The organism is Mucilaginibacter sp. KACC 22063 (assembly GCF_028736115.1).
In the GTDB taxonomy this organism is placed as follows: domain Bacteria; phylum Bacteroidota; class Bacteroidia; order Sphingobacteriales; family Sphingobacteriaceae; genus Mucilaginibacter.
The window spans coordinates 3,289,481-3,302,882 of record NZ_CP117877.1 but is presented as its reverse complement, the minus strand read 5'-3'; the positions used below and the strand labels follow the sequence as shown (position 1 = coordinate 3,302,882).

At 41.2% G+C, this 13,402-nt stretch carries 12 protein-coding genes; 7 read left to right on the top strand and 5 right to left on the bottom strand.

Annotated features, from left to right (window positions below; genetic code table 11):
* Positions 1–4 precede the first annotated feature (4 nt).
* The gene (gene pyrF / locus PQ461_RS14210) at positions 5–838 is read left to right on the top strand and encodes an orotidine-5'-phosphate decarboxylase (protein WP_274206188.1); all 834 of its coding nucleotides are present in this window, start codon (positions 5–7) and stop codon (positions 836–838) included.
* 157 nt (positions 839–995) lie between these two features.
* Here the strand turns inward: pyrF and PQ461_RS14205 are convergent, their stop codons facing one another.
* The gene (locus PQ461_RS14205) at positions 996–1,535 is read right to left on the bottom strand and encodes an outer membrane beta-barrel protein (protein ID WP_274206187.1); all 540 of its coding nucleotides are present in this window, start codon (positions 1,533–1,535) and stop codon (positions 996–998) included.
* 127 nt (positions 1,536–1,662) lie between these two features.
* Here PQ461_RS14205 and PQ461_RS14200 point away from each other — a divergent pair, with 127 nt between their 5' ends.
* From PQ461_RS14200 to PQ461_RS14190, 3 genes are all read left to right on the top strand, one after another.
* On the top strand, positions 1,663–2,079 hold the full coding sequence (locus PQ461_RS14200; protein WP_274206186.1) for a DUF1810 domain-containing protein: 417 nt from the start codon (positions 1,663–1,665) through the stop codon (positions 2,077–2,079).
* A 103-nt stretch (positions 2,080–2,182) separates the two neighbouring features.
* On the top strand, positions 2,183–3,565 hold the full coding sequence (locus PQ461_RS14195; RefSeq protein ID WP_274206185.1) for an exonuclease domain-containing protein: 1,383 nt from the start codon (positions 2,183–2,185) through the stop codon (positions 3,563–3,565).
* 81 nt (positions 3,566–3,646) lie between these two features.
* Positions 3,647–4,183 carry a pyridoxamine 5'-phosphate oxidase family protein gene (locus PQ461_RS14190; RefSeq protein WP_274206184.1) on the top strand — a complete coding sequence of 179 codons (537 nt, stop codon included), beginning with the start codon at positions 3,647–3,649 and terminating at the stop codon, positions 4,181–4,183.
* Between the two features lie 110 nt (positions 4,184–4,293).
* On the opposite strand, the gene PQ461_RS14185 is transcribed toward PQ461_RS14190, so the two are convergent.
* Positions 4,294–5,796, bottom strand: coding sequence for a hypothetical protein (locus tag PQ461_RS14185; protein ID WP_274206183.1), 1,503 nt, complete (start codon positions 5,794–5,796; stop codon positions 4,294–4,296).
* Between the two features lie 290 nt (positions 5,797–6,086).
* Here PQ461_RS14185 and PQ461_RS14180 point away from each other — a divergent pair, with 290 nt between their 5' ends.
* The 3 genes from PQ461_RS14180 (at position 6,087) to PQ461_RS14170 (ending at position 8,639) form a co-directional block, all read left to right on the top strand.
* Positions 6,087–6,854, top strand: coding sequence for a cytochrome b/b6 domain-containing protein (locus PQ461_RS14180; RefSeq protein ID WP_274206182.1), 768 nt, complete (start codon positions 6,087–6,089; stop codon positions 6,852–6,854).
* Positions 6,838–7,629, top strand: coding sequence for a molybdopterin-dependent oxidoreductase (locus PQ461_RS14175; RefSeq protein WP_274206181.1), 792 nt, complete (start codon positions 6,838–6,840; stop codon positions 7,627–7,629). The genes PQ461_RS14180 and PQ461_RS14175 overlap by 17 nt, the downstream gene beginning before the upstream one ends.
* Positions 7,630–7,745: 116 nt before the next feature.
* On the top strand, positions 7,746–8,639 hold the full coding sequence (locus PQ461_RS14170) for a cation diffusion facilitator family transporter (protein ID WP_274206180.1): 894 nt from the start codon (positions 7,746–7,748) through the stop codon (positions 8,637–8,639).
* A gap of 107 nt (positions 8,640–8,746) precedes the next feature.
* On the opposite strand, the gene yidC is transcribed toward PQ461_RS14170, so the two are convergent.
* The 3 genes from yidC to kdsB all read right to left on the bottom strand — a co-directional run bounded on the left by yidC (position 8,747) and on the right by kdsB (position 13,332).
* Positions 8,747–10,567, bottom strand: a complete 1,821-nt coding sequence (gene yidC / locus PQ461_RS14165; RefSeq protein ID WP_274206179.1) for a membrane protein insertase YidC — start codon at positions 10,565–10,567, stop codon at positions 8,747–8,749.
* Positions 10,568–10,585: 18 nt separating this feature from the next.
* Positions 10,586–12,196 carry a CTP synthase gene (gene pyrG, locus PQ461_RS14160; protein ID WP_274206178.1) on the bottom strand — a complete coding sequence of 537 codons (1,611 nt, stop codon included), beginning with the start codon at positions 12,194–12,196 and terminating at the stop codon, positions 10,586–10,588.
* Between the two features lie 407 nt (positions 12,197–12,603).
* Positions 12,604–13,332, bottom strand: coding sequence for a 3-deoxy-manno-octulosonate cytidylyltransferase (gene kdsB, locus PQ461_RS14155; protein WP_274206177.1), 729 nt, complete (start codon positions 13,330–13,332; stop codon positions 12,604–12,606).
* Between the last annotated feature and the right edge of the window lie 70 nt (positions 13,333–13,402).

Below are 13,402 nucleotides of genomic sequence, written 5' to 3'. Positions count from 1 at the left end.
AAAAATGCTTTCCCGTCAACAGCTCATTCAGCAAATACGTCAAAAACAATCATTCTTGTGTGTAGGCCTTGATACCGATATCAGCAAAATACCTTCTTTTTTATTGAATTATGCTGATCCTGTATTGGAATTTAACAAACGCATTATTGATGCCACTAAAGATTTGTGCGTTGCTTACAAGCCTAATGCTGCCTTTTATGAGAGCCGCGGTTTAAAAGGTTTACAAAGCTTGATCGGCACTTACCAGTACCTGCCTAAAGATTGCCTGAGCATTATAGATGCTAAAAGAGGTGATATTGGCAATACCAGCGACCAATATGCACAGGCTTTTTTTAACGAGGAAGCCAGCGGAATGAGCTTTGACGCGATTACCATTACACCCTATATGGGGAATGACAGCGTAACACCGTATCTAAAATATGAGGGTAAATGGGTGATCCTGCTTGCGCTTACCTCATCAACGGGCAGCAAGGACTTCCAATATCTAAATACAGGCGACGGTCATTTATACGAAACCGTTATTCAGAAAGCCAATACCTGGGCCGGTGCAGACCGCATGATGTTTGTAGTAGGCGCAACTAAAGGAGAGGAGTTTACAACCATACGTAAACATGCCCCTGATAACTTTTTACTGGTACCCGGAGTTGGTGCCCAGGGGGGGAGCCTTGAAGATGTTTGCCGTTATGGTATGACTAAAGATTGCGGACTGCTTATTAATTCTTCAAGATCAATTATTTATGCATCAAGCGGTGAAGATTTTGCCGAATCAGCACGCGCCGAAGCGTTAAAACTGCAACAGCAAATGGCTGCCGAGTTAGAAAAAGCAGGGATTATTTGAGCCTCAACAGGTACACGTTGCTGGCAGTTGTATAAACATGATTCCGCATAACAGAATCATGTAAAAAAGAACAGTCTCAAAACAATGGTAATGCTATTTAGCCATTTGAAGTTTGAGACTGTTCTTTTTGTACACGATTCTCTAAAAACAATGCGGCTTAAAATATGGCATATCCCAGTCTCAAGCCAAATAAACCGTAGTTATAGTGCTCTCCGGTAGCGCTCTCGTATCGTAAGCTTACATCCCAACGGCGGGTAGCATAGCCAACAGCCGGCTCAACCACAAATTTCCGCTGACCGTTAGAGAAAAAACCTTTTTCCAGAACTTCCCATCCTGCACCAGCCTCACCGGCTATGTACACATTAGGCACAACAAAAAATTTCACACCAGCCTTAACAGGGATAAGTCCGTAGCTGCTGTATCTTCTGTCTGTACCCGGAACTTTCTTGGCAAAAAAGTGGTCGCCACCGGTAGACAGTGTTACCGCAAAGTTGTTGGTGACACCATATTGTAAACGGCCTGTACCACCAAGCGAAAAGCCGGAAAACGGTTTTACATCGCCTGTCGGGATGCTGATGTTAGGGCCTATAGCAAACTGAAATTTACCGGCCTCTGTTGTTTGTGCGTTTGATTTAAGGCTTGATAACAGTAATGCGCTTACAGCAAAAGCCCCTGCTATAAATTTTAATTTGTTCATGTGATGGCAGTTTTTTGAATGTTATTTATTGTTATTACTGTTATATCTACATTGGGGTTGCCTGCTTATCAATTTTTTTTAAGCGTTAACCGCACGAACAATTTAAAGGCAATCCTATTTTAAGAGTATGGAAACCTTAAAACGATTTTTAGATGCGCAGAAACGTGATTATGATACTGCGCTTAGTGAAATTAAAAACGGCCGTAAACGCAGCCATTGGATGTGGTATATATTTCCGCAGTTAAAGGGCTTAGGATTCAGCGAAGCATCAAGGTATTATGGTATAAAAGACCTGAATGAAGCAGAGGAATACCTGCGTGATACTGTTTTATCAGAAAGGTTGATAAAGATCTGTAAAGCGTTACTTCAACTTCCGGGTAATGATGCGCACCAGGTATTCGGCACGCCCGACGATATGAAACTGCAATCCTCTATGACTTTATTTTCGCAGGTGCCCGGAGCCGATCCTGTATTTGCAAGCGTGTTGGATAAGTACTTTGGTGGCGATGCAGATGAAAAAACATTAAGGTTATTGCAACAATAGGATACCCACCGGCAATTATCCTCATTTAAGAATAATTATTTCCGTAATATTTGACTAATATTATTAGCAATTAATTATATTTGTGTGAAAGGTATAGCGGGATATGTATGCAATTGTCGATATTGAAACTACAGGGGGGCACGCAAGCGCAAATGGTATTACTGAAATTGCCATTTGCATACATGATGGTGAAAAAGTAGTTAAACGATACGAAACACTAATTAATCCCAGCCGCGAGATACCGATTTACATTAGCGCGCTTACCGGTATCACTAACGATATGGTGGAGGGGGCGCCATATTTCAAAACTGTTGCGCCAGAAATTTACCAACTGCTGCACGACAAGATCTTTGTAGCCCACAATGTAAACTTCGATTATTCATTTCTAAGGCATCATTTATCCGCGGCAGGATATGATCTGCAATGTAATAAGCTATGTACAGTGCGGCTTAGCCGTAAAATATTGCCGGGGTTGCCTTCTTATGGATTAGGGAAACTTTGTAATCACCTCAGCATACCAAACGCGGCGCGCCACCGCGCAGCCGGTGATGCAGAAGCTACAGCTATCTTGTTCACTTTATTGCTTAACAGCGATACGGATAATCATATTAAACAGGCGCTAAAACAACGCTCTCGCGAACAGGTATTGCCTTCAAACCTACCCAAAAGCGATATAGACCGGTTGCCATATACACCTGGCGTTTATTATTTTCATGATGCCAAAGGCAAAGTAATTTATGTTGGTAAGGCGGTAAATATTAAAAAACGCGTTTGCAGTCATTTCACGGGTAACAATTCGGGTTATCAGCGACAGGAGTTTATGCGTAATATCCATCGTATCACCTTTCAGGAATGCGGTAACGAACTCATGGCTTTTGTTACCGAAGCTATTGAAATTAAACGCTTATGGCCAGCCTACAACCGTTCGCAAAAAAACATGGAGTTTGCTTATGGGCTTTATTTGTATGAGGACCAGCGCGGCTACATGCGCCTGGCGGTTGACAAGCGCCGTAAGTATAGCGCTCCCGTTTACAGTTGCGGATCGCTTTTTGAAGGCCGCAGTTTGTTAAACCGCCTGATTGAAGAGTTTGAACTTTGCCCTAAATTCTGCTTCATACAAAAAAACGATCAGCCTTGCATAGGTGTAAACGGCAGTCAATGCGCATGCGAGGGTCACGAGTCTGTAGAAATCTACAATAGTAAGGTTGCCAATGCGATAGAAAGTTTAAAAACTGCGCTACCAACATTTGCTATACGTGATGAAGGCCGGCATGACGATGAGCATAGCTGTATCTTAATTGAAGAGGGCCGTTTTTATGGAATGGGCTATGTGTCACATTACTTTGATGTGGATACTATTGACCAGCTAAAAAATAACCTGACACCTTATCCCGGCAATGATTATATCCGTAATATGGTAGTAAGTTATGCCGAAAGGTATCCCCACAAAAAGATCCATTTTGGTGCAAATGTATTAGTGAGTTAATTTCTAACTAATTAAATTTATTTGCACACAATATAGTTTCTTTTTGGTTATTATATAACATTTACCGATACAAAAACTATTATGGACAGCATTAATCAAAATCAACCGGAAGACAATTTTCAGAACCTGGAAGGTGCTGAAGCAAATAAAAAAATAAAAGAGCTTGCAGAAACTGCAAAATCATGCTTCTTTATCACCAATATCAAAACAGGTATTCCATTATCAGTACGCCCAATGTCTATTCAAAAAATTGACGACGAAGGCAATTTTTGGTTTTTAAGCGCAAAAGACAGCCACAAAAATGAAGAAATAGGCGTTGATCCATTTGTTCACTTACTATTTCAGGGCTCGGCGCATTCAGATTTCCTTAACATTTATGGCTTAGCAGAAATAAGCGACGATAAAGAGAAGATCAAAGAACTATGGGAACCTATTTTAAAAACATGGTTTACGGAGGGTGAAGACGATCCGCGTATCAGCGTTGTTAAAGTAGAACCAACAGAAGGTTATTACTGGGACAACAAGCATGGTAACGCAGTTGCATTTGCCAAACAAACTATTGGTGCGGTATTAGGCAAAACCCTTGATGACTCTATTGAAGGTAAATTAGTCCTGTAAACCAACACCGCATTAACAAAAAAGGCGTTAGAGTATTTAGACGCCTTTTTTGTTGTTATTATAAATAAATTGCTGATCAACTATAAGCGATTTATTTAAATATGTCAAACTTAGTTAACATCCCCACCTGGATAACCACCTTCTGACCGGCTAAGGTTACAAGCAAAAGTTTTAACAATAACTGATTTTGTGGCTCCGTTTTTAGGTACTACATCAAAAATTACCCGTATGCCAACTACGCCAGCGCTCTGATCTCTTGAAACAACACTGGAGCCTGTTTTATATTGTAGGTTTCCAATAGTCTCAAGATTACCATCTATCTGGTACATATCCGAATTCACTACTACAACTTCTGTCCTAAAGTTTTGTATGTCAGCTATATTAAGCAGATCAGGATTATAAACAGGATTAATGGAAGACATGTCGGGTGTGTATACATATTCATTCTTAGGAACCAATTGTTCTCCATTAGGCCCTGTTTGAGGTATTTTGTATAAAACTTCATTAACTGTTGGTACATTATTTAAGTAAAATACACCAAGCTTTCCGTTGAAGTTAGGTATAAATCCGGGAGTGAAGGTTTGGTCATAGCCTGGAATACTAAGGCCAGTAGATGAAACCAGGAAATTAGAAGACAATGTACCTGTTAATTGTAAGGTAGAATTCATTTTCAAATGAACAACATCATCGCTGCTACCACTTTTTCCACCAAAAATCCCACTAAATATATTACTTACAAAACCCGTAGCCAAAGACGTAAGTTTTTTTGTGACTAAGTCTTTAAGTGAATTGAAAATGGTAGTAGTTAATGAAGGTTTTGCTTTCTCGACATCGCTGTTACCATTGATAATAACATTTGCGTTTGTTGAACTTACAGAAGAGCTTATTGTTAAATTTGTAGACGGAACATTCATATTGCCATCTAAGGTGCCTTTCTGCACACCGTTTAACGTCACAGAAGTAATTTGATTTGCTTTTACAGGCCAAGAAAATCTTAGTTTCTGATAATCCTGATCCTTAAGATTTTTATCGTAAGCCAACTCATATTGAAATGCATACCATGTAGCTGGTGCAGCTTGATATTGCAATACTTCAGATGCAAATGGGCTATTATTATTTAAATTAACGATGGTTTGATCACCAAAGTTCATAATGGGAGAGCTTCCTAAATAACTACCCTCGATGCCTAAAGTATGAACAATATTAGATGAGTTAATAAAATTAGCACCAGACGGAATATACAAATACATTCTTAACAATCCCCGGTACTTATTATAAAGAACAAAATAAAGGTTGTCTGGAATGTTTGAGGTATTAAAGGTATTGTAAACCAATTCCCATCCGTCAATCTTCTTATAGTCAAGTAATATTTCAGGAGCGATCTGTCTGCTTGCTCCTGAACCCCACGGCACTGTAACCTGCCCACTACCTGAAGGCATGGGCATGAAATCTGCATTTTCCCATTCAAATTGCGGAGTAGGGGTACCATTTATTGTACGTTTAGAGGAACTTGTTGTGTTTGTCTGATTTTCAAGCGATTCAAAATCTGTTGATTTTTTACATGACGCGATTACTAAACATGCAAATAGAAGTAGGTAAATTTTTTGATTCATGATGTTTTTGATTTAGGTTACCTTATTTAAATTAGGATTACAATATAACAATCATTGCATTTTACTATCAAATAAAAATAACTGTTAATAAATATTAAACCGGCATTCAGATTTTTGAATAAAAGCAGGTTGCCTCACTTTTGAGACAGTCTCTTTTTTTGCTGGTATCAGATAAATAAAGTCAAGTCTGATTAAATTTATATATGTTCAGCACCTAATGACAGGTTTTGCCGTATATAGATTAACGATATGAATATGCGCCAGAAGTTCAACCTTATTATCATTAATATATGAAGCGTATTATTGAAAAGCACCCATTAGCTATACGCTGGTTTCATTGGTTCAATTTTCCGCTGCTAGCCATTATGATATGGAGCGGCCTGCTCATTTATTGGGCATATGATCCTTATGCTATAAAGTTGTTCGGAACGCAGGTATTTAAATTTTTTCCGCAGTGGTTTTATAACAAGCTGAATATTAACCATCGCCTTGCCGAAGGTATGGCGTTTCACTTTGTGTTTATGTGGTTGTTTTTTATCAATGGTTTCGCTTACGTATTATACACGCTGCTGTCGGGTGAGTGGCGTTACCTGTTGCCGGATAAACATTCATGGAAAGAGGCATGGTTGGTAGTATTGCATGATTTACATTTACGCAAAACTGCTCCCGAACAATTAAAATACAATGCAGCTCAACGCATTGCCTATAGTGCAATCGTGATTTTTGGTATAGGGTCGCTGTTAACCGGTTTAAGCATCTATAAGCCGGCACAACTTAACTGGCTGGTATGGTGCTTTGGCGGCTACCGTACGGCAAGGCTGATCCATTTTACGTTAACTATTGGCTACTGCCTGTTCTTTGTTGTTCACATTGTACAGGTGATATTAGCCGGATGGAATAATTTTAGGGCAATGATAACGGGCTTTGAAGTTATTGAAACAGCAGATACACCAACTGCAACGGTAGAACCGCTTAACCCTGAACCCGTACCTGTTATTTTGCCTGTAGCAGAAACAGTTACCGAAACCACTAACCCAAGCCATGAAAAAGGAAAATAAAGATATCAACCGCTTTAAAGAAGGCGAGCCTTTCAATAATAAACAGGTAAACAGGCGTACTTTCCTTTCTTTCCTGACGTTTGGTGCCGGTAGCATTGCTGCCTTATTGGGCTGGGAATGGCTATACCACGAGCCTCTTGAAAAAGAAAGCGTAACAGCCGGTACGCGCAAAACATTGCGTGGTATATTAAATACTAACGAACAGGTTTTCAGTAAAACACTACCAGGTCAGCACCTTGCTAAAACGTACCCTGTAGCACAGGCGGCAAAATCACCGAGGGTGAACGGAGATGTTGGCTTAAACAATAAAAATGATATAGAAAACTGGAAATTAAATGTCAGGCTGGAGGGCAAGACCAGGGCATTATCTATAGAGGACATCAGAAAGATGCCTAAAACAGAACATGTGGTTGATTTTAAATGCGTAGAAGGCTGGGACCAGGTAATGCACTGGGGTGGTGTAAAATTCAGTGATTTTTTAAAACAAGCCGGGCTTGAAACATATGCCGATTATAAATATGCAGGCTTGGTTACACCCGATAAGCAATATTACGTTGGCATTGATATGGCCAGTATGCTGCACCCTCAAACTTTACTCGCTTATGAAATGAACGGGCAGCAGATCACTCCCGAACACGGTGCGCCTTTAAGGCTAATTATCCCGGTAAAATATGGCATAAAAAACCTGAAACGAATTGGCACGCTGTTTTTTAGTAACGAGCGCCCGCCCGATTACTGGGCCGAAAGGGGATATGATTATTACTCGGGACTGTGATTTAGCAGGAAACTAAATTATTGTTATGGTGTTTGGGATACATACTATATTTGTTAAACAATCATCACCAGGCTTAACTTACCCCCTTATTGTTGAGCAGGCAGCGTTTTACACACATGCAGGCATCTAAAACACCTATTTATACCGCGCTTGGCGCTAATTTACTTATTGCGGCAACCAAACTTGGCGCAGCTTTTTTTACCGGCAGTTCGGCCATGATGTCTGAAGGCATACACTCGCTGGTAGATAGCAGCAATGAGGTTCTGCTTTTGCTCGGTATAAGCCGCAGCCAGAAACCGGCTGACGAAAAGCGCCCTTTTGGTTACGGCCGCGAGCTTTATTTCTGGGCTTTTGTAGTGTCGCTGCTGTTTTTTGCCTTGGGTGGCGGCTTTTCTATTTATGAAGGTATCGAACACCTGATGCATCCTGAAGAGGTTAAAAGCCCGATATGGAATTATATCGTGTTGGGTATCGCATTTATATTTGATGGCATTTCGTTTATTACTGCGATAAAGGAGTTTAAACGCCAGCGCGGAGCTACTCCATTCTGGCAAGCAGTAAGGCAAAGTAAAGACCCATCTACCTTTGTGGTATTGTTTGAAGATGCTGCAGATGTCATAGGTATACTGATCGCATTTGTAGGTATCTTGTTGGGGCAGTTGTTAAAAAATCCGTACATAGACGGCGTTGCATCTATACTAATCGGTTTATTGCTTACTGCGGTAGCTGTACTGCTGGTTAGAGAAAGCCGCAGTTTATTAATGGGTGAAACGCCCGATCAATCTGAACTGGACAAGGTATTACAACTTGCTTCTGATAATGGTGCTGTAAATAAAGTAGTAAGCCAGCTTTCCACCTATCTTGCACCTGAAGAAGTAATTTTAGTGCTAAAAATAAACTTTAAGCAACACACCGATATTGAAGTGGTTAATAAGGCAATTAGTGATATCCGGCTAAATATACAAGCCAAATACCCGCATTATAAGCAACTATTTATAGAGCCGGTTTAAGCGGTTTATCGAAAGATAGCTGGCCAATAGCTGTCATGATGAAATTTATACAACAAAAAACGCCCATCGGTTATCGATGGGCGTTTGCTTTATCAGGGTTTAACTGCTTATTTTTTCTTGTTTGGTTGCTGTGCCTGCATTGCTTGTTGCTGGCGCATCATTTCTTCTAACTTGGCACCAAAGCCACCTTTTTTCTTTTTAGTTTCAGGTTTCTTTTTATTGTCCTGAATCTGCGCGTGGATCTTTTTATCATCTACCATTTGGCGGATAAAGAACTGCTGCGCAAACGTTAGCATGTTGGCTAAGAAATAGTAATAGTTCAAACCGGCAGGGTAGCTGTTCAGCATACCGAAGAAAATTAGCGGAGAAATATATCCGATATATTTCATCTGGCCTGTAGCACCTGAGATCTGGTTGTTAAAGTACGTATAGATCAGTGTTGAAATGGTCATCAGTAAACACATTAAACTGATGTGTGTCCAGCCTAATAATGGCAGTGGTGCAAAACTGATGAGTGAATCGTACGTAGAAAGGTCGTGCATCCAAAGGAAACTTTGACCGCGCAGCTCAAACAAGCTTGGGAAAAAGCGGAAGAATGCAATGACGATAGGCATTTGCAGCAATAATGGTAAACAGCCACCCAGCGGATTTACACCAGCCTGGCGGTACAGTTTCATGTATTCCTGCTGTAAAAGGGTAGGGTTATCTTCACCTACTTTTGCTTTGATCTCATCCATCTCAGGCTTCAGCACACGCATCTTAGCCATTGAAAGGTATGATTTGTAGGTAAGCGGCGACAACACCAATTTAAGCAATATGGTAAGCACCAAGATAATTATGCCATAGTTCCAGTTAAACTGCTGCAAGAAATTAAATACAGGCAATACTGCAAAACGGTTGATCCATTTTAGCGGGCCCCAGCCTAAGTCAATCTGTTTCTCAAGGTCAAGCCCTTGATCCTGAAGTGTTTTAAACTTATTAGGGCCGAAGTAGAATTCTAAAGGATAAGCGCCAGAACCATCTGCTGTAAGCGTCAGGTTGGCTTTCATTTGTTTGATATCAGCCGAAGCTACATCTGTATTAACCGCCAGGTTGCTTTTTTCAAATCCTGATTTTGAGATCAGTACGCTTGAAAAGAAATGTTGTTTAAATGATACCCAGTTCAGCTTTTTATCATTGATCGACTTGGCTTCGTCTTTGGCAGGGCTTAAGTAATCAACGTCGCGGTCTGTGTTATGGAAATACACGGTTGAATACTGACGTTCTGCTTTAAGATCTTTTTCCAATTTATGCAGGCTTGCATCCCAATTTAGAACAAGCGGGTTGGCAGTGCCGATTACGTTATCAAGCCCTGTAGGCTTAATCTGTAAACCTACTTTGTAACCTTGGGCAGCAACTGTGTAGATATAATCGATATACTGGGTCGGGCTGTAGTTTAAGCGCATGGTAATAGTACCATTTGCAGCCTGAGTGCTTGTTGGTGTAAAGTAAAGCTCGTCGGTATTGATGTTTTTGCCGGCAGCTTTAAATTTAAAACCAAAGTTGTTATTGGCACCATCAAATAAGATCAGCGGTTTGCCATCAAAGGTTTTAAAGTTTTTAAGCTCTACCGAATAAACGCGACCGCCAAGTGTGCTTAGCTTTAATTTAAGGTCTTTATTTTCTAAAGTGATCAGTTGCTCTGAGCCAACAGTTGCAGCACCGAACGGGCTTTTTAATACTGCTGAATCAACAACACCAGGTTTCTTTACACTATCGGCCTTAGCATTTGCGTTGGCAACCGGTTTAATGCCTGCCCGGCGAAGCGAGTCGGCATGTGCGCGCATTTGCTCTTTTTTGATCTCGTCTTGCGACGGCTTGAGCAAAAAGAACGAACCAACCATGATCACCATGATCAGGAACAGGCCCGTGAATTGATTTCTATCCATTATCTATCTATCGTACAATTAATTCTTGCGGGCATAAGCCAGCGAAGCGGCGACAAAGTTAACAAAAAGTGGGTGAGGATTTGCTACTGTCGATTTTAATTCAGGGTGAAATTGTGATCCGACAAAAAATGGATGGTTTTTAAGCTCAATAACTTCAACCAAGCCATTTGCAGGGTTAACACCCGAAGGTATCATGCCGGCCTCTTCATAACGGGTAAGGAATTCATTATTAAACTCATAGCGGTGACGGTGACGTTCGGTGATATGTGTTTTGCCATAAATAGCCGCAGCCTTAGTGCCGCGTTTTAAATCACACTCTTGCGCGCCTAAACGCATGGTGCCGCCTTTTGCTGTAATGTTTTTCTGTTCTTCCATCATGCTGATCACCGGGTAAGGTGTTTCAGGGTTCATTTCAATGCTGTTTGCCTGTTCAAGCCCCAACACATTGCGGCCAAATTCAACCACGGCACATTGCATGCCCAGGCAAATACCAAAGAACGGGATATTATTTTCGCGCACGTAACGTATCGCTTCAATTTTACCTTCAAAGCCACGCTCGCCAAAGCCAGGGGCAACCAATACGCCATGTAAGCCTTTAAGGCGTTCAATAGCATTGCCAACGGTTAATTGCTCTGAATGGATGTATTCTACACGTACCTTACATTCGTTTTTGGCGCCTGCGTGAATAAATGCCTCAACGATAGATTTATAAGCATCCGGTAGCTCTACATATTTACCTACAAGTCCAACGCGTACTTCGGCAGTAGGATTTTTTAAGCGGCCTAAAAAGTCTTTCCAGCTTTCCAGATCCGGTTCGTTTTTATTTGAAAGGCGTAATTTGCTCAAAACAGTTTTATCCAGCTGTTCTTTCAGCATCAACAACGGAACGTCATAAATACTTGGCGCATCTATCGACTCAATCACCGCATTTACGTTTACATTACAGAACAACGCGATTTTTTTGCGAAGCTCCTGGTTAATGTGGTGCTCGGTACGGCAAACCAAAATATCAGGCTGTATACCATACTCTAACAGCATTTTAACAGAGTGCTGTGTAGGTTTGGTTTTTAATTCGCCTGCTGCTGCAAGGAAAGGAATTAAAGTTAAGTGTATCACTAACGAATCATGTGCGCCCGACTCCCAGCGGAACTGGCGTACTGCTTCCACAAACGGTAACGACTCAATATCGCCCACGGTACCACCAATTTCAGTGATCACAATATCGTAATTGCCGCTTTCGCCAAGGATGCGGAAATTGCGTTTGATCTCATCTGTAATGTGCGGAACAACCTGAACGGTTTTACCTAAAAAGGCACCTTCACGCTCTTTACTAATCACATTTTGATAGATACGGCCGGTTGTAATGTTGTTGGCCTGAGAGGTAGGTGCGTTTAGAAAACGCTCGTAGTGGCCAAGGTCGAGGTCAGTTTCGGCGCCATCTTCGGTTACATAACACTCGCCGTGCTCATATGGATTTAGTGTACCTGGGTCGATGTTAATGTAAGGATCAAACTTTTGGATGGTTACGCGATAACCGCGCGCCTGAAGTAATTTGGCTAATGAGGCAGATATAATACCCTTCCCCAACGACGAAGAAACGCCGCCCGTAACAAATATATATTTAGTCATGATTTCGTTTGTGTACGGGATACAAAAGTAGGAATTTTTTGCGGGTTTGGCCTATGTGTTGAGAAATTAGAAGAATGTGGATTGTTTAAAAATGTAAGCTGTTGAAAATGAGATTAGCGTAATGCCAAATATTTTTCGGGATCTCAATGTAGATGTTCTGTAAAATGCATTTTGCTTTGCGTGTGGGATGCTGAAACAAGTTCAGCATGACATTAAGATCGCAGATTTTAAAGCTTTTGGTGTATAAAAAAAGGTTCGAGTAGATGTGGAAAATAAGATCAAACATTGCCGTCATGCCGAACTTGTTTCGGCATCTCATGTAGTAGATGTTCTGTAAAATGTATTTTTCTTTACGTGTAGGATGCTGAAACAAGTTCTCCAAATGAGTCCTTTAGACAGCATGACTATTAAACCGGCAATTTCTTTAAATCTTCCGGCGTATCTATTGCATGGGTTTCCAGTTCGGTCTCGGCAACCTTAATGCGGTAGCCGTTTTCTATCCAGCGCAACTGTTCCAGGCTTTCTGCTTTTTCTAAAGAGGAGATGGGCAACTTGGTTATTTCCTGAAGAATGTCGGAACGGTAAGCGTAAACACCGATATGCTTGAAATAAGTATAATGCTTCAGCCAGTCTGCTTGCTCTTGTCCGCGGATATGTGGCAGCGGCGACCGTGAGAAGTAAATTGCCTCAGCAAAGCGATTGATGATTACTTTGGGTGAATTTACGTTCAGCAACTCATCAGCAGTATTGATCTTTTTAATTAGTGTCGCAATCTGCGTGGTTTCATCTGTAAAGCAAGCGGCAACTTTAGTCAGCTGCTCAGGGTCAATATATGGCTCATCGCCTTGTATGTTGATGATTACATCATATTCCGGATGCTTTAAGGCTACTTCAGCGCAACGGTCGGTACCGCTCTGGTGCTCGTCTGATGTCATTACCACCTTTCCGCCGAAACCGAGCACATGCTCATAAATACGCTCGTCATCAGTAGCTACAACAACTTCGGCAATGGAGCTGCATTTTTTTGCCTGCTCGTAAACACGCCGAATCATGCTTTTACCGGCAATATCTACCAATGGTTTACCCGGGAAGCGGGTAGAAGCAAAGCGTGCAGGAATGATGCCGAGGATAGTCATTTAGTTGCGAGTTTTGTGTTTCGAGTTGCGAGTAATTTGCATGCAAGTAAATTGAAGCATAACCGGCAAC

Coding starts and splice junctions, on each gene's coding strand:
- PQ461_RS14190 (WP_274206184.1), top strand. CDS start 3,647: ATGGACAGCATTAATCAAAATCAACCGGAAGACAATTTTCAGAACCTG.
- kdsB (WP_274206177.1), bottom strand. CDS start 13,332: ATGACTATCCTCGGCATCATTCCTGCACGCTTTGCTTCTACCCGCTTC.
- PQ461_RS14180 (WP_274206182.1), top strand. CDS start 6,087: ATGAAGCGTATTATTGAAAAGCACCCATTAGCTATACGCTGGTTTCAT.
- PQ461_RS14170 (WP_274206180.1), top strand. CDS start 7,746: ATGCAGGCATCTAAAACACCTATTTATACCGCGCTTGGCGCTAATTTA.
- yidC (WP_274206179.1), bottom strand. CDS start 10,567: ATGGATAGAAATCAATTCACGGGCCTGTTCCTGATCATGGTGATCATG.
- PQ461_RS14185 (WP_274206183.1), bottom strand. CDS start 5,796: ATGAATCAAAAAATTTACCTACTTCTATTTGCATGTTTAGTAATCGCG.
- PQ461_RS14205 (WP_274206187.1), bottom strand. CDS start 1,535: ATGAACAAATTAAAATTTATAGCAGGGGCTTTTGCTGTAAGCGCATTA.
- PQ461_RS14175 (WP_274206181.1), top strand. CDS start 6,838: ATGAAAAAGGAAAATAAAGATATCAACCGCTTTAAAGAAGGCGAGCCT.
- pyrF (WP_274206188.1), top strand. CDS start 5: ATGCTTTCCCGTCAACAGCTCATTCAGCAAATACGTCAAAAACAATCA.
- PQ461_RS14200 (WP_274206186.1), top strand. CDS start 1,663: ATGGAAACCTTAAAACGATTTTTAGATGCGCAGAAACGTGATTATGAT.
- PQ461_RS14195 (WP_274206185.1), top strand. CDS start 2,183: ATGTATGCAATTGTCGATATTGAAACTACAGGGGGGCACGCAAGCGCA.
- pyrG (WP_274206178.1), bottom strand. CDS start 12,196: ATGACTAAATATATATTTGTTACGGGCGGCGTTTCTTCGTCGTTGGGG.